Source organism: Marinifilum fragile JCM 15579, from assembly GCF_001310955.1.
Lineage (GTDB): Bacteria > Bacteroidota > Bacteroidia > Bacteroidales > Marinifilaceae > Marinifilum > Marinifilum fragile.
In genome coordinates this window covers 110,460-130,758 of the sequence record NZ_BAZX01000009.1, presented here as the reverse complement: position 1 = coordinate 130,758, position 20,299 = coordinate 110,460, and the positions used below count along the sequence as shown (strand labels likewise).

Annotated in this window: 17 protein-coding genes; 8 read left to right on the top strand and 9 right to left on the bottom strand. The window is 34.1% G+C overall.

The annotated features are described in order from the left end of the window. Window positions 1-3: 3 nt before the first annotated feature. The 3 genes from secG to groL all read left to right on the top strand — a co-directional run bounded on the left by secG (window position 4) and on the right by groL (window position 2,521). The gene (gene secG / locus JCM15579_RS09195) at window positions 4-345 is read left to right on the top strand and encodes a preprotein translocase subunit SecG (protein WP_054718971.1); all 342 of its coding nucleotides are present in this window, start codon (window positions 4-6) and stop codon (window positions 343-345) included. 227 nt (window positions 346-572) lie between these two features. Then, window positions 573-851, top strand: a complete 279-nt coding sequence (locus JCM15579_RS09190) for a co-chaperone GroES (protein ID WP_054718969.1) — start codon at window positions 573-575, stop codon at window positions 849-851. Between the two features lie 35 nt (window positions 852-886). Beyond that, the gene (groL, locus tag JCM15579_RS09185; RefSeq protein ID WP_054718966.1) at window positions 887-2,521 is read left to right on the top strand and encodes a chaperonin GroEL; all 1,635 of its coding nucleotides are present in this window, start codon (window positions 887-889) and stop codon (window positions 2,519-2,521) included. Window positions 2,522-2,569: 48 nt separating this feature from the next. Here groL and JCM15579_RS09180 read toward each other — a convergent pair whose 3' ends face one another. Beyond that, window positions 2,570-3,196 carry a hypothetical protein gene (locus tag JCM15579_RS09180; RefSeq protein ID WP_054718963.1) on the bottom strand — a complete coding sequence of 209 codons (627 nt, stop codon included), beginning with the start codon at window positions 3,194-3,196 and terminating at the stop codon, window positions 2,570-2,572. A 150-nt stretch (window positions 3,197-3,346) separates the two neighbouring features. Between JCM15579_RS09180 and JCM15579_RS09175 the strand changes: the two genes are divergently transcribed. Further along, window positions 3,347-3,727 (top strand): BlaI/MecI/CopY family transcriptional regulator, encoded by a 381-nt coding sequence (locus JCM15579_RS09175; protein WP_054718960.1) that lies wholly within the window; start codon window positions 3,347-3,349, stop codon window positions 3,725-3,727. Next, the gene (locus JCM15579_RS09170) at window positions 3,720-5,057 is read left to right on the top strand and encodes a M23/M56 family metallopeptidase (protein WP_054718956.1); all 1,338 of its coding nucleotides are present in this window, start codon (window positions 3,720-3,722) and stop codon (window positions 5,055-5,057) included. Before JCM15579_RS09175 ends, JCM15579_RS09170 begins: the two co-directional genes overlap by 8 nt. 27 nt (window positions 5,058-5,084) lie before the next feature. Here JCM15579_RS09170 and JCM15579_RS09165 read toward each other — a convergent pair whose 3' ends face one another. Then, window positions 5,085-6,632: a hypothetical protein gene (locus tag JCM15579_RS09165; protein ID WP_054718953.1), complete on the bottom strand. Its 1,548-nt coding sequence runs from the start codon at window positions 6,630-6,632 to the stop codon at window positions 5,085-5,087. A 79-nt stretch (window positions 6,633-6,711) separates the two neighbouring features. Between JCM15579_RS09165 and JCM15579_RS09160 the strand changes: the two genes are divergently transcribed. Continuing rightward, window positions 6,712-7,164, top strand: a complete 453-nt coding sequence (locus JCM15579_RS09160) for a hypothetical protein (RefSeq protein WP_054718950.1) — start codon at window positions 6,712-6,714, stop codon at window positions 7,162-7,164. A 398-nt stretch (window positions 7,165-7,562) separates the two neighbouring features. Here JCM15579_RS09160 and JCM15579_RS09155 read toward each other — a convergent pair whose 3' ends face one another. The 4 genes from JCM15579_RS09155 to JCM15579_RS09140 all read right to left on the bottom strand — a co-directional run bounded on the left by JCM15579_RS09155 (window position 7,563) and on the right by JCM15579_RS09140 (window position 12,480). Then, window positions 7,563-10,058 (bottom strand): TonB-dependent receptor, encoded by a 2,496-nt coding sequence (locus tag JCM15579_RS09155; protein WP_054718947.1) that lies wholly within the window; start codon window positions 10,056-10,058, stop codon window positions 7,563-7,565. Continuing rightward, complete coding sequence (locus tag JCM15579_RS09150; RefSeq protein WP_054718944.1) at window positions 10,059-10,928, bottom strand: FecR family protein; 870 nt, start codon at window positions 10,926-10,928, stop codon at window positions 10,059-10,061. After that, entirely contained in the window at window positions 10,928-11,413 is a 486-nt protein-coding gene (locus JCM15579_RS09145; RefSeq protein WP_054718941.1) for an RNA polymerase sigma factor, read from the bottom strand. Before JCM15579_RS09145 ends, JCM15579_RS09150 begins: the two co-directional genes overlap by 1 nt. Window positions 11,414-11,523: 110 nt before the next feature. Then, window positions 11,524-12,480, bottom strand: a complete 957-nt coding sequence (locus JCM15579_RS09140) for a cupredoxin domain-containing protein (protein WP_054718938.1) — start codon at window positions 12,478-12,480, stop codon at window positions 11,524-11,526. Between the two features lie 1,384 nt (window positions 12,481-13,864). Here JCM15579_RS09140 and lepA point away from each other — a divergent pair. Further along, window positions 13,865-15,601: a translation elongation factor 4 gene (gene lepA / locus JCM15579_RS09130; protein ID WP_444542998.1), complete on the top strand. Its 1,737-nt coding sequence runs from the start codon at window positions 13,865-13,867 to the stop codon at window positions 15,599-15,601. Between the two features lie 497 nt (window positions 15,602-16,098). After that, complete coding sequence (locus JCM15579_RS09125) at window positions 16,099-16,803, top strand: hypothetical protein (RefSeq protein ID WP_157471407.1); 705 nt, start codon at window positions 16,099-16,101, stop codon at window positions 16,801-16,803. Window positions 16,804-16,868: 65 nt separating this feature from the next. Here JCM15579_RS09125 and rprY read toward each other — a convergent pair whose 3' ends face one another. The 3 genes from rprY to rnc all read right to left on the bottom strand — a co-directional run bounded on the left by rprY (window position 16,869) and on the right by rnc (window position 20,298). Next, a complete protein-coding gene (gene rprY / locus JCM15579_RS09120; RefSeq protein ID WP_054718930.1) occupies window positions 16,869-17,555 on the bottom strand; it encodes a response regulator transcription factor RprY in 687 nt (228 codons plus the stop codon). 5 nt (window positions 17,556-17,560) lie between these two features. Continuing rightward, window positions 17,561-19,045: a sensor histidine kinase gene (locus tag JCM15579_RS09115; RefSeq protein ID WP_172677406.1), complete on the bottom strand. Its 1,485-nt coding sequence runs from the start codon at window positions 19,043-19,045 to the stop codon at window positions 17,561-17,563. Between the two features lie 512 nt (window positions 19,046-19,557). Beyond that, the gene (rnc, locus tag JCM15579_RS09110) at window positions 19,558-20,298 is read right to left on the bottom strand and encodes a ribonuclease III (RefSeq protein ID WP_054718924.1); all 741 of its coding nucleotides are present in this window, start codon (window positions 20,296-20,298) and stop codon (window positions 19,558-19,560) included. Window position 20,299: the final 1 nt, after the last annotated feature.

Genomic DNA, 20,299 nt, shown 5'->3' with positions numbered 1-20,299 from the left:
AGTATGTATACCTTTGTTTCAGTATTGATTTTGATTGTTTGTGTACTTCTAATCTTAATTGTATTAGTACAAAACTCAAAAGGAGGTGGATTAGCATCTAACTTTTCATCTTCGAACCAAATTATGGGAGTTAAGAAAACTACCGATTTTCTTGAAAAAGCTACTTGGACTCTTGCAGGAGGTCTTTTATTCCTTTGTCTTGTAGCTGCAGTTACTATTCCTCGCGAAGAAATTCGTGAAGACAAGTCTCAAATTGAGCAACAATTGAACGAGACTGAAACTACTCCTGAAATGCCAGCATTCCCAACAGATGCTACAGCAACTGAACAGGATACAACAAAATAAAAGAAAGAAATTTTCTTAAAATATAGAAATGTCAGTATGTCATACATGCTGACATTTTTTTATGCCTATATGTAATTGCAATTCAGTATATTTATTGTTTGAATTTGCGATTCCTAAAATTCTTTTAAATCAATTCGGAAATATTGACAATGAAATTGATTTGGCACAGATTGTGAAAGAAAAGAATCCATAAAACTTTAAAATAATAATCTTAAATATTTTGAAAAATGGCAGAATTAAAAGGTAAAATCCTTGCGGGAAAGATTTTGGTTGAGCCTTTGGCAGCAGAAGAAACTACTGTTAGTGGTATTATCATTCCAGATTCAGCAAAAGAAAAACCATTAAGGGGTAAAGTGGTTTTAACTGGAACTGATAAGACTGATGAACCAATGGAGATTAAAGCTGGTGATACAGTTTTCTATGGAAAATATTCAGGAACAGAATTGAATATTGACGGTGAAGATTACCTGTTAATGTCACAATCTGATGTTTTATATTTCGTATAATCTGAATCAAAAAAGAATTTTCAAAATTTAAAGAAATGGCTAAAGAAATTAAATTCAATATTGAAGCTCGCGACCTACTAAAAAAAGGTGTTGACGAGTTGGCAAACGCAGTAAAAGTAACATTAGGACCAAAAGGTAGAAATGTAGTTATCGATCGTAAATTTGGTGCACCGCACATCACCAAAGATGGTGTTAGTGTTGCTAAAGAAATTGAATTGGCTGATCCTGCAGCTAACATGGGTGCTCAAATGGTGAAGGAAGTTGCATCAAAAACTGGTGATGATGCTGGTGATGGTACAACTACTGCAACTGTATTGGCTCAATCAATTGTAAATGTTGGTTTGAAAAACGTTACTGCTGGTGCAAACCCAATGGATCTAAAGCGTGGTATCGATAAGGCTGTAGCTGCTGTAGTTGCTAACATTAAAGATCAAGCTCAAGAAGTTGGAGATAACTTTGATAAAATTAAGCAGGTTGCTAAAATTTCTGCTAACAACGACGAAATGATCGGTTCTCTTATCGCGGAAGCAATGGAGAAAGTGAAAAAAGAAGGTGTAATTACCGTTGAAGAAGCAAAGGGTACTGAAACTCACGTTAAAGTGGTTGAAGGTATGCAGTTTGACAGAGGTTACATTTCTCCTTACTTCATTACCGATGGGGATAAAATGGAAGCTGATCTTGAGAATCCATACGTATTGTTGTACGACAAGAAAGTTTCTACAATGAAAGAGTTGATGCCAGTTTTGGAACCAGCTGCTCAATCAGGTCGTCCGTTGATGATTATTGCTGAAGATGTAGAAGGTGAAGCATTGGCTACTTTGGTAGTAAACCGTTTGAGAGGTTCATTGAAAGTTGCTGCAGTTAAAGCTCCAGGTTTCGGTGATAGAAGAAAAGAGATGTTGGAAGATATCGCTATCTTAACTGGTGGAATAGTAATTTCTGAAGAGAAAGGAATGAAGTTGGAACAAGCTACCATAGAAATGCTTGGTCAGGCTGAAAAAATCACTATCGATAAGGAAAATACTACTATCGTAAACGGTATTGGCGATAAGGCTGCTATTGATGCTCGCGTGGCAAATATCAAAACTTTAATTGAGAACTCTACTTCTGATTACGATAAAGAAAAACTTCAGGAAAGATTGGCTAAATTGGCTGGTGGTGTTGCTGTACTATATGTAGGTGCTGCTTCTGAAGTTGAAATGAAAGAGAAGAAAGACCGTGTTGATGATGCATTATCAGCAACTCGCGCTGCTGTTGAAGAAGGAATTGTTCCTGGTGGTGGTGTAGCTTATATCCGTGCTACTGAAGCTTTGGAAGGATTGAAAGGCGATAACGATGATGAAACAACTGGTATTGAGATTGTAAAACGTGCAATTGAAGAGCCATTGCGTCAGATTGTAGCGAATGCAGGTGGCGAAGGTGCTGTTGTTGTTGATAAAGTAAAAGCAGGTGAGAAAGATTTTGGGTACAATGCTCGTCAGGATGAGTATCAAAACTTGTACGAAGCAGGTGTTATCGATCCAGCTAAAGTATCTCGTGTAGCTCTTGAAAATGCTGCTTCAATCGCAGGAATGTTCTTGACTACGGAGTGTGTATTGATCGATGAGCCAGAAGAAGCTCCAGCTATGGGTGCCCCTGGAATGGGCGGTGGTATGCCAGGTATGATGTAAGAAATTACAACATTCGATATATTACAAAAGCGGCCAAGGCCGCTTTTTTTATTGTTTGATTTGAAATGGTTTAGGAATTAAATGCTCTTTTATTAATTGCTTGTGTAGTTTTCGGCTCATGTTGTTGTACAAGGAGAACTTGTCATCCCAAACAGTGCCAGATGAATCAAATCTGCCAACCCAGATTAATTCTTTTGTTTTAGTATCTATTAAATAAGTAAGGAAAGTACCTGCAGGAGTGGTGTTGGTTTTAATGTTCCCATCGCTATCGGACTTTATTTCTTTCTCGTAATAGAAAGCTGCTTGATTAATCAAAAGAATTGCATCTGAATTTGCCTCAACTTTAGCAATAAAATTCTGATAATCCACTTCTTGATTAATTTTGAATTCGTCACTCGCAAATACTAATTGAATTCTGTTATTGTCAAAATTATTCTGAATGTTTCCTTTCATTAATCTTCGAACACTTAGTGAATTCATCTCATTGAATCTATTAAGAATAGCACTATTGTAATTCTTTTCATTAAGCTGTCGAAATTCCACATTGTCGAAAATGTTTACCACAAAAATTTTCTGATACATTTTTTTTGGATCGGTAAGTTTTTCAGAACTAAGATATGAGCTAGCACAACTGCTGAACAGCAGAGCTGTTAAGATAGAGAATAAGTACTTCATTTTGTGATTTGTTTTTATGGGTTTTGTTTTGATTAAAATTAATTATTATGCTTAGGAATTAAAATGTTGGATAGTTAAAAAACGTAAAAAAATAACTTTATGACTATTAAAATAGTTGTATAACTATAGAAATAGTCATATATTAGCATCATGAAAGAATTAACTAAGGCAGAAGAACAGATAATGCAATACCTATGGAAGCTTGAAAAAGCTTTCTTAAAGGATATTATTGAGGAGTTTCCACAACCAAGACCAGCATATACTACTATATCAACAGTGGTTAGAGTATTGGTGAAAAAAGGTTTTATAGGTTTTGAAACTTTTGGAAAGGTGAATCAATATTACCCTTTAGTTAGTAAGAAAGTGTATACTCGTGACTTTATGAAAGGAATGATTAAAAGCTTTTTCAACGATTCGGTTGGAGGATTTACTTCATTCTTTGCTAAAGAGCAAGATTTATCGCTTTCGCAATTAGAAGAAATGAAATCATTAATTGAAGAACAAATAAAAAATAAGAAGGATAATGAGTGAGTTTTTACAATACTTATTTGAAAGCTCGGTATGCATGGCTGCTTTTTATCTTTTGTACAAAGTTTTTTTGGCAAGAGATACTTTTGTGATGCGTAATCGTATCTATCTACTTTTTTCCGTTCTCATTTCTTTGCTAATTCCCATTTTTTCTTTCACAACCATTCAGGAACCAACTGCAATTGTAAATCAATTTGCATTGGATCCGGTTTATGAGTTCACAACCGATTTGGCTGGAGGAATGAAAGTAGTGAAGGAATCTTTTCAGATTGAATCAATATCAGTTTTATTTTTGATTTACCTTTTGGGAGTTGTGTTTTCATTTTTTCGAATAAGCAAACATTTAATCGGAATACTAAAAACGATTTCTGCCAATGAAATTGAAATAAAGCAAAATTTAAAAATTGTATCTGTTCAGGAAAATACTTCGCCTTATTCTTTCTTTAGATATGTTTTTCTGAATCCTCGACTTACAAGTGAATCTGATCAAAAACACATTCTTCTGCACGAATCTGTGCACGTTAAGCAATATCACACAATGGATTTAATATTTGTTGAGATTGCAAAAGTACTGATGTGGTTTAATCCTTTCATTTATTTTATTCAGCATTCGTTAATAGAAATGCACGAATATTTAGCAGACAGAGCTTGCATTACTTCGGGGACTGATAGAATCGAATATCAGAACGCATTGGTACAAAATATCGAAGGGCGCATGAATTTGGCTCTAACCAGTGCATTCAATTCATCATTAACTTTAAAGAGAATTAAAATGATCAAAAAAATAAAAAGCTCATATTTATCGAATTTAAAATTACTTGCTGTAATTCCAGTGATCTGTCTTTCCATTCTTTGTTTTGGATTTAAAGACATAAATATGGAAAAATCAACTCTCCTTAGTATGACAAAGCCTGCTTATAAATTTCCTATTGAAGCAGGAAAGAATGTAAAAATTACTTCGGTATATGGGAAACGAATGCATCCTATTCTTAAAAAGGAGAAGTTCCACAGAGGAGTTGATGTTGCTGCTCCAATGGGAACTCCAATTTATGCGGTTGCAGATGGAGTTGTGAAAAAAGTCAATTCAAAATTTACGAAAGGCAAAGGTTATGGACGTTTCATTATTATCGATCATGCCGATGGAATTTCCAGTCTGTATTCACAAATGGCTTCTTATTCGATGAAAGAGGGTGAGAAAGTGAAAAAAGGAGATAAAATTGGAACCGTGGGGAGCTCAGGAATTTCTACCGGACCTCATTTGCATTTTGAGTTTAAAAAAGATGGAGAATATGTAGACCCAATGAAGTATTTGAGTCCACAAATTGTACAATAAATGAAAAGGGGGATTCTATGAATCCCCTTATTTCCTATTTTTATTTATTTTCTCCATGATCACATCCTGCACTGGGCGATTTTCAATTTTTGCATCCAGCCACGATATTAAATCCAAATACAAGAATGCTCTTTTTTCATAAGGATCATTAACCCATTTTTTAAGATCTCTTCTCGATTTTTTTAGTTCATCTTTTAATTGATCTGGACTAATTGAACTTAGTCTTCGTAAGAATCGAAGAATGTATTTTTGAACTTCTTGTAAGTCATCCATTTTAGCCAAAAAACGATAGGTTGAACGAATTTGATACTCTAGCAATTCAGTGTTTTCCAATTCGTAATGACTGATTAGGTTCAGAATTCTTCCAAAGCAATGAATATCTCCTCGTAGTGAAGTGTCTTTTACATCCGAAATTCGATTCAAATATTTAATGGCCTCGCGATACTGTCCATTTCCAAAGTATAAACAGGCTATTTTATAGTAGAAGATCAGTGCTCTGTGATTATCCATGCCCACTTTGTTTTGTTCCAGAAAACTCTCAATTTTTGGAACCAGATGCAAACCTTTATCAAAGGTTCCTTCCATAAAGTGGCGATTGATTCTGTGCACAAATAAAAACATGTGCAGTAAAATGTTCAAGTTGGAATTGTGTTTAAATTGATCTTCTTTTTCCAGTTTTCTTAGCAATCGCAAATGTTTCTTAAAATTGCTTACATGATTGGTATAAAAAAGAGCTACTAATACATTATTTAAGCCTTTTAGATACAAATCCATATGAATGTTAATCATCTCAGGATTTAGAAGGAACAAGTCAACCCATTTTTTTGCATACTTGTAGCACATCAAAAAATCTTGAATGATCAAATAATACCATACATAGGATTGGAATAGGTATAATTTTTCGAAGAAACTCAGGTTCTCAACATCATGTGGGATCAAATTGGTGTTGAAAAACTCTTTTACCATTAAAAGGTCTTTTTCATTTCGCACATAGCCTACTTTCAGGTACAATCCGTACAATCGGATGGACATGTTTGAAAAATACACCACACCATCCATCATTTTACTGATTTCGGTTGCTTCTCTTGTAATTTCTTCAGCTCTGTTTTCTATACTTTTGGTAACATATTGCGATTCTATCAGCTTCTCGAACTGGATGATCTCATAAACCAGGATGTTTTTCTTGTTTTTACGAGCCAAAGCTTTGGTTTTATCAAGAATTCTTAAGCTTTGCTGATAAAGACCTTTATTGTATAAAACCTTGGCATGATCGATCTGTTCACGAATACTAATACTGATATCGTGGTTAATCTGCGTTAGTCTTAAGCTGGTAAGCAATTGTTTGTACAAGTGAGCCTTTAAATTTGGCAGTTGCGATTGCTTTATGTCTTTTGCTTTTTTTAGGATAATGGTCTCGTTGTACTCATCCATTTTATCCAAAACATCAAAAAGCTGCAAGAATTTAGTCTCTTTATCGCTACTAATTCTGTTTGCATACAGCTTAAAATTTCGTTTCTCAGATTTCGAAATCGATTTAATTAATTGGAACAGAGGGTCTATTTGTTGTTTAGGCATTGTAAAAGATATATGAGTTAACTATTTGGTAAACAGTACATTTTTTAACTTTCATTTTGTTTGAACTTCGTAGATTGTATTGAAAAACGATTTTCAAAAACTAGCCATCGAGCGTACTTTTGAAATGTCAAATCAAGAGAATGAAAGAGTAAAAACAATCTTGGAACGGAACATGAATACAACAAATCTGTTATCAAAATTAATAAAATCCGATAAACTTGAAACAGTTAGAGGATTAAATCAAGCTCTTGAGTGCATAGGAGTTGATCAGGATTCAAAAAAAATGAATCAAAATCAGGTTAATGAAATTAAAGGTTTCATTATTCAAAAATTTACTGATTTGGTTGATCTAAAAGGCTTGGTTGAATCAATTAAAGATTCATTAAGCGTTGAAGAGCTGGAACATTTTAAACGCGATTTGAGCTTAAAAATGGATAATGCTTATAGTGTTGCCTTGGCTCCTGTTTACGGGAAAAGAATTGAAACACTCAAGAGTTGTTTCGAAGAAGTTTCCGGAGATAAAGTACTTTGAAACCATTTGTAATTGTTAACACAATTACTTCAGACAGTGAGTTAGAAGCACTATCCCCCTTGTGCTTTTGAGGATCTGACTATTAACCAACATGAAGAAGCTAAGTCGGGACGGTAGAACGATGAAAAATTGATTTCTTTTTGGCTTGTTTGTATAACAAATAACCCAATCCGTTAGAATTAGTAGTTTAAAAGTAAGTTAGGTGTGATTATACTTTTTTAAGAAACATTCAATGTTTTATCAGAACACTTAGATTCTTCTTGTTATACCAATTATATGCCGAAACGGTCTTGTTTGATGGCTAATTGGTATTGTTATTTTGACCATCTTTTTGATTATGTTTTAATATTTAGTTGTGATTGCCGGGTTAGATATGAATCTAACCCGGTATTTTTGTTTTAGATGGTAATTTTAAAATAGAGTCGAATCGATGATGGAACTGATTCTGTGTATACACTAATGCTATTAATTTGACTCAAAGGAACTCTTTCGAATGATTCGTAGGTTAAGTTTTGTTTATTCATAACATTGTGCAAAAGAATGCCGACTTCTGATTTGATTTTTTTGTGAGAGAACTTATAAATTAAAGCAGCATCCAGTCTTTGGTAGTCAGGTTCTGAGTTGATGTTGTTATAGCCTGAATAGATTGGAAATCCAGAACCATAAATGTAGTTTGCCGATAGATAGAATGGCTTTAAAGCCAGTAAACCTGCAGTTTTAATTTCATGTCTCTGATCATGTAAGGCTCTTAAATATACTCCTTCTTCTCTAAAATAATCAAAGTTTTCGGATGTTTTGCTTAAGGAATAGGAAACCCAAAAAGTATGCTCACCGAAGTCTTTTTTCGCAAAGAAATCGAGTCCAATGCTTTTACTTTTACCCAAAGAAATGTTTCCTTCATTCCTCCAACGGTAATATCGTGTATGTCCATCTGTTCTTTTGTGGTAGGCTTCAACACTAAAAGTAAAACCATTTTTATGATATGAACCACCAATAACATTGTGAACGGATTCTAAAACCGGTACTGTTTCTTCGTCGGCACCAACCCAAATGTATCTATATTTACCTGATTTACTTAATACCGAACTTTTAGAAATAAACTGCTTGTAAAGTCCCCAAGCTCCATTAAACGATAATTCATCGGTAATCTTAACGCTCATGGATATTCTTGGTTCCCAGTACAGTTTTTCCAAATTAATTGGATAATTTACTTGAAATCCAGCTTTTATTGTTACCCCATTGCTTACATTAAGGATGTTTTGAAAATATCCACCAACTTTATCAAGTTTCGAATTCAAATGGAGAATGTTTATCCCAAGCGAGTCTTCTTTTAGGTCGACCGAATTGTTTGTATACTGTAAACCGGCTTCAATAATTTGATCTTCATTTAGAATGAATCGATTTTGGAATTTTGTGCTGTACTCGCGAATGTTATTATACGATCTGTCATCTCTTCGAATATTCATCTCGTTAAATTTAATTCTCTCAATAACGATTTGTTCTGTTGTGTTTCGGTCAAGTTCTGATCTGGAAATCGATAGAGAGCTCGAATTGCCTTTTTTCCATACTTTGCTGTATTTTAATGAACCACCATTTTGGTAACTTCCTTCAAAATCATGCTTTCTAGATGTGGATAATAATTCACTGGAAATATCGTAGGAATATCTGTCTTCACCAGCCATTAAGCTGATGTTTAATTGATCTCCATTGTTCCATTTGGTTGAAAATTTAAGGTTTGCATCTCTGAACCGATAATTTGGAGTTACATCCAAATCTACATACTCTGGAATAGTACCATTTAGTTTATCGGTATTCACATTTGAAGTTGCATATTTGATTTGATCATCTTTAAATAAAGTGTAATAAGTATGACGAAATGCAAACAATAGCGATGATTTTTTACCAATTGGTTGTTCGTAAGATCCACTTGCCGTGATGTTATTTAAAGCCAGGTTTAAGCTTGGTTTTACTTTGTTGCCATCTTTTCCTGTAATGTGCACAATACCACCAACTCGATCACCATATCTGGCATCGAAACCACCTTTTAGTACTTCGATGTTTTTAACTACCAAAGGGTTTACAGCACCAATATCCTCAAAATAGTTTTTTAATCCCCACAGGGTAATGTCATCAAAAAGAACTTGACTTTCCCCTTCGTAAGAGCCCCAAATAATCAGAAAATCCTTTTGTTCTCCAGCAGCAAGAATACCAGGTTGTAAGCGTAAGAGTTCAAATACAGAGTTGTCGTTGTTGGTAGGTAAAAATCCTGCAATTTTGTGGTTTAATTTTAAGTTACCTGCCTGGTTGCTTTCCTTAATAAAGGTTTGTACAATTTTGTCGGTAACGGTAATTTCTTCTAAGTCGGTACTTGCCGCAGTCAATAGTAACTTGTGAGTTTTATCGCAAGCTACAAGGGTATCGTGAATGAAATATCCCAAATGTGAAGCTAATATTCTAAAAGTACTATCGGTACTTGATGTAAACGAAAAATTCCCAAGCTCGTCGGTAGCCATGGGATGATCATTAACGGTGATATGTGAAAAGGGAAGAGGTTCGAGGTTTTCTTTATCAAGAATTTGCCCAATAAATCTGTATTCAAGAATTTTCTCCTCGGGATATATGATGTACACATTATTTGATATCTCGTAGCTTAAAGGAAACTTCCTCAGCAAAAACATTATTGCACTTTCTTTATTGGAAAAGCTTTTATCGATACTAATATTATAACTTGCTAATAAGTCTGTGTCATAAGAGAACTGGTAATTGTATCTATCTTTTAGCTCAATTAAAATGTCATTTAAAGCTTTATTGGTGGCTTTAATTTCTACTTTTTGAGCTAGTGAAGTCGTAATTACTAATCCGAAAAAAAATATAAGGGCGATATATTTTTTCACTTATTGACTCTTTGAGGTTATAATATAATTTTTGCGAGGTCCTTTAACAAAATTAAGTCCGCTTGATTTGCATACATTGTACAATACTTGATCAACAGTCATTTCTTTCCCAAAATTCCCCGTATAAGGTTTATTAAATTTACCTTTTTCTACAATGTGAATGTCATATTGTAACTCTATTTCTTTAAAAACATCCTTTAAAGGTGTTGCGTTAAATAAAAAGAAATGGTTACGCCATGAAACTTTATCCTTTGCCTTTTCGTCCTTAAATACCTCTAGCTTTCCATTTTTATTTAGGTAAGCATGATCATTGGGTAAAAGTAGAATTTTGTCAGAAGTAATGGTTGAAACAACTTTAACTTTTCCGGTATAGCAAGTCACTTTGTAGTCATTTCCTCTGGCATAGATATTAAAACTTGTTCCCAGAATGAAAGTTTTACCATACTGCGATTCTATTTCGAACTTACTTCCTTTGGTGATATCGAAAAATGCTTCACCTTTGAATTTTACTTTTCGGGTAAAGTTCCACATGTATGGTTTATAGCTAATGCTTGAGTTTGCGTTCAACTCTACCTTCGAATTATCGGGCAAAGTAACACACATGTGCTTTCCTTTTGGACAATAAGTAGAACTGGTATAGAAGTAGGTAAATCCCGCAAATCCTATCAATAAAAAGATACAAGCAGCTGCTGCGTACTTCATCCACGAAAGCGATATGACTTTAGCTTTTGGCTTTTGAACTAGGGTCATTGCCGAAAGTTCCTTCCAAACCTCTTCTTTTGACTTTGAGTAGGTCACATCAATTTTCGGAAGCGAATTGATGAAATCCATTTCCGAACCAGGGGTAATATTTTGATTATTCTCTTTCATTATCTTCCTAAAGCATTTCTTAAATACGACAATGCATGTGTCATTCTTTTTTCTACAGCTTTAACGCTGAGTTCCAGTCTATCTGCTATTTCCTGGTATTTTAGGCCTTCGTTACGACTCATCAGAAATACTGTTCTTTGTTTTTCTGATAAACTGCTTAGGGCCAACTCATATTTATTTTTTAGCTCTTCGTATTGCATTTGTTCTTCCGGCGAATTTTTATCGATTGATGGTTCTAGTTTTGCCAAATATTTCTGAGCTACTGTATCTCTTCGGTATTTGCTGATAAAAATATCGCTGGCAATTTTATACAATAATGATTTATTGGGTTTTTCTTCGTAGGGTAAATTTTTCTCCCACACTTTCATAAAGCTTTCCTGAGCTATGTCAGTAGCTAACTCTTCATCACCCGAACGATAGTAAATATAGTTTCGAATGCTATTGAAGTGCTTGTCAAATAAGATTTTAAATTCTTCTTGTGTCAAGGCTAGAGGATTGATTTAGGTAAAAATAATGGTTTTGTGTGAATTTAGGGTGCAGGGCAATAAATAACTTTCCTGCACCCTTTTGCATCTATAACCTGATTATTTTATTTTTAGTTATCACCTTTCTTTTTGTTTCTTGTGTGTTTGCCAATTTCTATGGTTTCAGTTACTTCTTCTCCTTCAGGAGTTGTGTAGGTATATGTTGCTACATTGTCACATTCACCATCACCATAATCGAATTTGGCAAACTCTACTCCATTTTGTGAGTAGATAACTGTTCCTTGAACAATTAGTCTACATGTTCCGATTCTAATTAAAGGGTTTTCTTCATCAATTTGCTTGGTATATTCATTTTGTTCTGTATCAACGCAAGTTACCTTCCCTGTAATTTGAATTTTATCATCAGTTAAATCCCACTTGGTATCTAAACCTGCAATCCACTCTCTGGTTCGTTCAGCCACTCGGCTTAATTCAGTTCCATCAGGATAAGTAAAGGTAATGTCACTAGTGATTTCCCATTTTTTGGTAACTCCTTTTTCACCAGTAAACTCGATTCGTTTGGTTCCATTAATTTCAACGGAATCTATTACCAAATCCATTGTAATTTCGCGAACTGCACCACTGGTCCAAGGAGCTGCTGTCATTACAATCTTAATAACACCATCAATAATTTTGTCATTATTATACAGTTCAATTGAATCATATTCAATTGTAATTGTCATAGGGAATCTTCCATCTTCTGCAAATTCAATAGAAATCTCTGGCATTTTTTCACCTTTGTAACGCTGCCATTCTCTTGCAAAATTACCATAGTAATTGTAGGATCCTTGTTTCGTACTCGTTGTAGGTTCAGTATATTCACTTTCCATGAAAGAGAAAAGGTCTACTTCATAATCAGCAACTTCCATTACGCTTTCCGATGCTTCTTCCGTAGTGATTACCGTTTCGATATCGTTGTTCAATACAACTTGTTCTTCAGGCTTAATTTCTTCAACATCATCATGATTGTCACAAGAAAAAAGCGACATTGCCAATCCAGCTAATAATATAGATGATAGTTTTTTCATTTTGATATTTTTTAGTTTCCATATGTTCCCGATTTCTTTCGGGATTAGCAATCGCAAATAATCATTCTTAAATATAGGAGTGAACAATTATGTGGTCAAACTAATTTTGTAATGGTAAAATTTATAATTCTAAAGTTTAATTTTCTGAGCTCATTTACTTCTGAACCGATATTTTTGATTTTTACCCTACCAAAAAATAACTTTTATAAGCAATTGGGTAGTAGTGTAATAATTGTGTTCTAGTAAAAATACAGAAAAATTTATCATATTTATGGGTTACTTTTCTATGGATAAAGGAACTAATGTGTACATGTAAGTAATATTAATGGAATAACTTTATGAAGAAAAGTATTGTTACACTCCTGTCTGTGTTTTCCACTTTATTATCTGCTTTAGGCTTATATCTGATATTGAAAGTTCTAATGGGAGATGATATTGTATTCATAGTAATGGGGCTGATAGCAATTAGTTCTGGACAAAGTTTAATGTTGATAGGTTCAAGATTAAAAAAGAAATTAAAATAGAAATAAGGTAATGATTAAAAAAATAGAATTATCAAAAAAGAATTTAACGTATTTGTTGATTTTTATGGCATTAGTGGGAGTTTTTGTATTTGAATTTGGTGAGAAAGTAGGAGCATATTTAGCACAGTGATTCCATATTTTAATATGGGTAGAACATTTCATTTTTATTTAAATGGCTTATAGCTTTTTTTTGTATTTATTCTTTTCGAATATTAATTGAAGTCTGGATTCGGTAATTTCGCCTTAAGCAAATTAATTCGTGTTTTTATGGCGATATTTTGGCCGGACATTATGGTATTCTTACTCGAGTTCATTATTATTAGAAATAAGCAATAAACCTTCTGTTGATCTCTTAATAGGATAGATGCTTACTGCTTGTTTTTTCCCCAATCTGAGTTTCTGAGAGCTTTTACAATTGAAAAATGCTCTTCTTTCAATTTCTGAGAGCAAATTTTCTTGTCAATCATTCATATCTGAGTTTCACATTACATTTTTCAATATTGTTTTCCCAAATCGCGTCATTGCAATTGTATTTTCAGCAAAATAATGGCTCTGCAATATAAGGATTGATTTGGTTTACATTTGCAAATCAGCAATGTCACTTGTAGTTTGTACGATCGGAAATCTTAATACGAGGAAGGTAAAAATCAATCATCATTCGAAGTAAAATACTCAAAATTCCAAGGATTTGAATATCTTTGCGGATTCAATTAGGAATTTATAATTACCAATTGCGAATAGAACCAAAAAGCTTTCGTAATTTGTGATATACAATTCGTAATTTCTAATTCGTAATTCGTAATTGACAGTATGAAGAACATTCGAAATTTTTGCATCATAGCCCACATCGACCATGGTAAATCTACCTTGCGGATCGTTTGTTAGACGTTACCAACACCATTACCGACCGCCAAAAGCAGGCGCAGGTACTAGATGATATGGATTTGGAGCGCGAGCGTGGGATTACCATAAAGAGTCATGCAATCCAAATGGATTACATGCGCGATGGAGAAAAGTATACCTTAAACCTGATTGACACACCAGGTCACGTTGACTTCTCTTACGAGGTATCGAGGTCGATTGCTGCCTGTGAAGGCGCATTATTGATTGTTGATGCTACTCAGGGAATTCAGGCACAAACCATATCAAATCTTTACTTGGCAATTGAAAATGATTTGGAGATTATTCCAATCTTGAACAAGATTGATTTGCCAAATGCGAATCCAGAGGATGTGAAAGATCAGATTGTAGATTTGTTGGGATGTGATGAGAGCGAGATTTTGGCAGCCAGTGGAAAAACCGGTGAGGGAGTTCCTGAAATCCTGGAAGCCATTGTTGACCGTGTTCCTGCTCCTGAGGGCGATCCGAAAGCACCTCTGCAAGCTTTGATTTTCGATTCGGAGTTCAACTCGTTCCGTGGTATCATTACCTACATTCGTATTTTGAATGGTGAAATTAGCAAAGGTGATTTGGTAAAATTTGTGAATACCGAAAAAGAATACCAGGCCGATGAAATTGGTGTGCTACGTTTGACTCAGGAACCAAGAAAGGTTCTGAAAACGGGTGATGTAGGTTATATCATTTCGGGTATCAAAACATCAACCGAGGTAAAGGTAGGTGATACCATTACGCACAAAGCAAATCCTTGCGATGGAGCTATTGAAGGATTCGAGGAAGTTAAGCCAATGGTATTTGCCGGGGTTTATCCAATCGATTCGGAAGATTATGAAGACTTGCGTGCAGCAATGGAGAAATTGAAGTTGAATGATGCTTCACTGACTTTTGAGCCGGAATCGTCATTGGCACTTGGTTTTGGATTCCGTTGTGGATTCCTGGGACTATTGCACATGGAAATTGTACAGGAACGTTTGGATCGTGAGTTCGATATGAACGTAATTACTACGGTTCCTAACGTATCGTATATTGCACACACCAAGAAAGGTGATGAGTTCGAGATGCACAATCCATCGGATATGCCCGATCCGAATGCATTGGATTATATTGAGGAACCATTTATTCGAGCTCAGATTATCTCTAAATCGGAGTTTGTTGGTCCGTTGATGACACTTTGTATGAGCAAACGTGGTGTGATGACCAATCAACAATACTTGACCAGCGACAGGGTAGAATTAACTTACGAAATGCCATTGGGTGAGATTGTATTCGATTTCTACGATAAGCTGAAGAGTATTTCGAAAGGTTATGCTTCTTTCGATTATTTCCAGATTGGATTCAAGCCTGCCAAATTGGTAAAGCTGGATATTCTTTTGAATGGAGAAGGTGTGGATGCACTTTCTACTTTAATTCACTTTGACAATGCACAGGCATTTGGTAGAAGAATGTGTGAGAAACTAAAAGAATTGATCCCAAGACAGCAGTTTGATATTGCCATTCAAGGGGCAATTGGAGCCAAAATTATTTCTCGTGAAACTGTTAAGGCTGTTCGTAAGGATGTAACCGCAAAATGTTATGGTGGTGATATCACACGTAAGCGTAAACTTTTGGAAAAGCAGAAAAAAGGGAAGAAGCGTATGAAGCAGGTAGGTAACGTAGAAGTTCCACAGAAAGCTTTCCTTGCGGTTCTTAAATTAGACTAACTATTTAATCAGACAGCTTTCTATGATTCTGTCAGCATTAAAAAAGATATACAAAGCTGTTCGATTTTTCGGGCAGCTTTTTTTATGGTTTGTTTACTGGTAACTGATCATTGTTCACTGTATTTTAACCTTTCCTTAACTCTTTTTAGCTAAAGCTTAACTGCCTTTCTTTCAGTTGTGCCATACATTTGATAAAAACCTGAGTTCGATTAAAAATATGTACACAGTTTCATTTATTTTTTAGTAGAAATTGTTTCAGATTTTAGAAGTTCTATCGGGATAATTTGAAAAAATATGAAGCGATTTATGCAAAAAATAATGAAATCAGAGAGAAAAGTCATCTTCACCCAATCTTTAGCTTAAAAACTCTTCAAAATACCCCGGTATTCTTTCAGTTTTTTTAAACTAAATCTTGAATAAATCTGATTTTCTGTGCTGAATATTTTTAACCGAACTAAGGTTGTAGATAATTCAAGTCAAATTTAAATGCAATTGTTATGAAACGATTTAGACTCTTATTAAGCCTATGCTGTGCCGTGTTATTGGTGTCACAAGTTACTTTCGCTCAAGAGAAGGATAAGAAAAAGGAAAAACATGAGGTGCATGTAAAGGTGAAAGTGATTGAAGACGGAAAGGAAACTGTCATCGATACGATTTTCCACGAGCATAAAGATCATGATGAGATCATGAAAATTATAGAATTAAAGGGCGTACCAGATTCTTTAATGAGAAAGCATATGGTTTGTTATTCAGGAGATGATAAAAAGCATGGAAAGCATTCCAAAATGATTGAGAGCTTTGTTTTTAATATCGATTCTACTTTTGATGGGGATGCAATAAAAATGATGAAGAAATTTAAGTTTTCGGATGAGGATGGAAGTTTTATTTTCCATTCAGGTGATTCTTGTATTTCGAAAGACATCCATATTGAAATGCTTCATGGGGATAAACACAAATTGAATGTACTTCCATTTCATGGCAAAAAAGCAGAAAAAATTATTATCATTCAAGATTCCGATGACGTTGAAATTACTGATGAGGATGGCGTGAAAATCATTAAAATAAAGAGTTCAGGCGAAGATAATGTTTGGATTGAAAAACATGGAGATAAAGAAGTTGATGTTGAGGTTACCGTGGAGGAGAAGGATGCCAAGGAGGTGAAAAAGATTAAAAGAAAGAAAACGAAGAAACAAAAGGAGTAGTTTCTTCCTCTCATAATCAAAAAAAGCTGCTTTAAAAAGCAGCTTTTTTTGATATCTAGTGGATTTTACATTATCAGTTTATAACCTTTACCGTGAACGTTGATGATTTCAATGCTTGGCTCTTCTTTCAAGTGTTTACGAAGTTTGGTAATGTAAACATCCATACTACGCGCATTAAAATAATTATCGTCAGACCAAATGGTTTTTAAAGCCAGGTTGCGTTCCAATACCTTATTTACATTGTTGCAAAGTAACTTTAAAAGTTCTGATTCTTTGGTTGTTAGTTTAATGGTCTCATCTCCATCAACCAAATATTGCTTTTTAGCATCAAAAGTATAACGACCCAATTTAAATTCTTCCTGATTAATTTCCGGCTTAACTCCTGCGGTTCTTCTCAAAACGGCTTCAATTCTTACCAAAAGTTCTTCCATGCTAAATGGTTTGGTCATGTAATCATCGGCACCAAGTTTAAATCCTTCCAAAACATCTTCTTTCATCGATTTTGCGGTAAGGAAGATAATTGGAATTTCACTATTGATTAAGCGAATATCCTTTGCAAGTGTAAAACCATCTCGATGAGGCATCATGATATCAAAAATGCACAGATCGTAAGGGTTTTTTAAAAACTCATCATAGGCTTTATCACCATCTTCGCAAAGAGTAGTGTTATAATTTTTAGCAATTAAATATTCTTTAAGCAAAAGGCCTAGATTCGCATCATCCTCGGCTAATAAGATTTTAACTTGTTCCATTGCGTCTATTTTTTTAAAGGAAGATATACTTCAAATTTTGATCCCTTTTCGAGGACACTATCTACATTTACTTCACCATTGTGTGCATCCACTACTTTTTTCACATAGGATAAACCTAAGCCAAATCCCTTAACATTGTGCACATTTCCTGTATGAACACGGAAAAATCGTTCGAAAACCATTTTTTGATCTTCTTTCGATATTCCAATGCCATTATCAGTAATTGAAATAACAATACCTTTGTCTTTATTTCGCGTACTGATACTTATCTCTGGACTGTCTTTGCAATATTTGATTGCATTATCCAACAGATTGGAGATAATATTGCTAACATGAACTTCGTCAGCCATAATTACATCCTGGCTAGCGTCTAGATTTTGATACATGTTACCATTTCTATCTTCTACTCTAATAGTAAAGTTAGGTAATAAATTTTGAATTATTTTATGAACACTTATAGGTTTCAACTTTAACTTCATTCTGGCCTCGTTAAAAACTGCCATTTGTAGCACTTTTTCCACCTGATAAGTTAATCGTTTACTTTCATCATTTATGATTTTTGCAATATGATCAATAAAGCTTTGAGTGGTTTCAACGCTATTATCTTTCAACATTTGCGATGCCAATGATATTGTTGAAATCGGAGTTTTAAACTCGTGAGTCATATTGTTGATAAAATCATTTTTGATTTTCGACAATTTCTTCTGGCGGAAGATGATGAAAATTGTAAAAGCACTGCAAAGTATCAAAATCAAGGTAAGAATGAAAGATGGAAACAGCATGGTATATTGAATCATGTGCTTTTGCTGACCAGGAAAATAAACATGTAAAATGTTTTTTCTTGCAAAATACAAATCGTTTGGAAACAGTGGTTTGGTATATTTCTCCACAGAAGGATTCCTAAAATAATTTTTTGAAGCAGTTTCAAACTTAATACCATTCACTTTTACCGCATACTCAAAATTTAATTTGATTCCATTATCTCTTAACTTCTGCTCAATTAAAGTGGGTAGCGATTTAAGATCAACACGTTCACTAAGTTTTAGGTTTGCATTTTTTAATTTGTTAGCAAATTCTCCATAATTTCCACTACTTGCTAAGGCTTTATTAAATTGCTCCTGAAATTTGGTTAACCCACCATTTAATGATCCTTCGTCTATATTGATATTTTTGTTTTCATGTGAGATACTTAAAATGGCCTTATCATGTTTTTGATCCATAGTGAAAGAAATCGTGGAACTTCCTGAAGCTAGTTCGGAATGTCCTGCTATGTTTGAATGATTAGAGCCATTGCCTTTTAGAATCATTTGCATCTCTTCATCATGCTCTAACTTAGAAACTACCTGATCCAAGGCTTTGCTAACAGTTAAAGAAAACTGTTCTTCTTTAAGTTTTGATGCCGATTGGTAATATTTAATTTGGACTAATATTAATCCAAATAATGATATACATAAAACAATCGTAACTAACCAAATGTATTTCTGATTCATCTTTTTTTGTTTTCTTCCACTAGTCATCCCGATTATTATTGGGAGGAAGTTGCAAGATAAAAACAATTATTGTAGTGTGTTTTTAATCATGCTTGTTTCACGTATACAAAGATAAAAAAATCATCATCCTACAATTACGACTTAACAATCTTTAACACAAGAGTTGTATAAGTTTGTTATTGATCAGAATTTTAGGAATTTTTAATGAAAAAGCTTTTCTAAATTAGGACTGATTATAATTAAGGCAAAAATTCGTTATTTTAACAAATTTTTACTGAAAAGGTATTTGAAGTTTATAATTTGATACTATATTTGCTATCGGAGAGCGAATCTATAAGGAACAATCTCCTTGATTAAAAATTTTGGTTAATAGTTAGATGAAAGGGCGGTTGTGGTTACCGTCCTTTTTTTGTACCTATAGTTCACCAAAAGAATCTTACAATTCTACATAGCAAGTCTTGTCAGGTCAACTTAAACCTGAAAAACATCAACAATACAAAAGATAGATAGAATTAGGATGCCAACTCTTTCTGGTTGATTCTCTTTAAAGCTTCGCGGGCTGCTTTTTGCTGAGCTTCTTTCTTAGAAGTCCCAATGCCTTTACCCATTTTAACCTCTTCAACTTCAACTTCAGAAATAAATAAAGGCAAGCGTAATGTTTTATCAACACCGTCTTCTTGTGTGTCGAAGTAGACATCTTTTTTGTTCTTTTGAGCCCATTCAATCAATTTGCTCTTAAAGTTGGTTTCTACAGTTACAACCTCTTCCAAATTGATATATTTTTTGAAGATCTTATCTTCGATAAAAGTACGGGTTTTAAGGTATCCCTGGTCAAGATAAATTGCACCAATTAAGGCCTCGAATGCATCTCCATAAATATGTTTATTGTTATTCATATTTACATTGGATATTACATGATTGTCCAAGCCAATTTTTAGAGCTAGCTTGTTAAGCGATTCCCGGCTAACAATTTTAGAACGAATTTGAGTAAGAAAACCTTCGTCTTTGTTGGGGAAATATTTATAAAGAATATCGGCGATTACGGCACCAAGAATTGCATCGCCCAGATATTCCAGACGTTCATTATTCATGTTGAAGCCATCCTTAGGGATACTGGCCGATTTGTGTATGAAAGCCAATTCATACAGGTCGGGTTTGTTAGGATAAAACCCTAGAAAATCAAATAACAATCCATAAAACTCCCTCCTTGGAAAGAAAAAAAGTTTTATGGATTGAATAATAGACTTAATCACA

Coding starts and splice junctions, on each gene's coding strand:
- groL (WP_054718966.1), top strand. CDS start 887: ATGGCTAAAGAAATTAAATTCAATATTGAAGCTCGCGACCTACTAAAA.
- JCM15579_RS09115 (WP_172677406.1), bottom strand. CDS start 19,045: ATGAATCAGAAATACATTTGGTTAGTTACGATTGTTTTATGTATATCA.
- JCM15579_RS09125 (WP_157471407.1), top strand. CDS start 16,099: ATGAAACGATTTAGACTCTTATTAAGCCTATGCTGTGCCGTGTTATTG.
- secG (WP_054718971.1), top strand. CDS start 4: ATGTATACCTTTGTTTCAGTATTGATTTTGATTGTTTGTGTACTTCTA.
- JCM15579_RS09150 (WP_054718944.1), bottom strand. CDS start 10,928: ATGAAAGAGAATAATCAAAATATTACCCCTGGTTCGGAAATGGATTTC.
- JCM15579_RS09170 (WP_054718956.1), top strand. CDS start 3,720: ATGAGTGAGTTTTTACAATACTTATTTGAAAGCTCGGTATGCATGGCT.
- JCM15579_RS09190 (WP_054718969.1), top strand. CDS start 573: ATGGCAGAATTAAAAGGTAAAATCCTTGCGGGAAAGATTTTGGTTGAG.
- JCM15579_RS09180 (WP_054718963.1), bottom strand. CDS start 3,196: ATGAAGTACTTATTCTCTATCTTAACAGCTCTGCTGTTCAGCAGTTGT.
- rprY (WP_054718930.1), bottom strand. CDS start 17,555: ATGGAACAAGTTAAAATCTTATTAGCCGAGGATGATGCGAATCTAGGC.
- JCM15579_RS09140 (WP_054718938.1), bottom strand. CDS start 12,480: ATGAAAAAACTATCATCTATATTATTAGCTGGATTGGCAATGTCGCTT.
- JCM15579_RS09165 (WP_054718953.1), bottom strand. CDS start 6,632: ATGCCTAAACAACAAATAGACCCTCTGTTCCAATTAATTAAATCGATT.
- JCM15579_RS09175 (WP_054718960.1), top strand. CDS start 3,347: ATGAAAGAATTAACTAAGGCAGAAGAACAGATAATGCAATACCTATGG.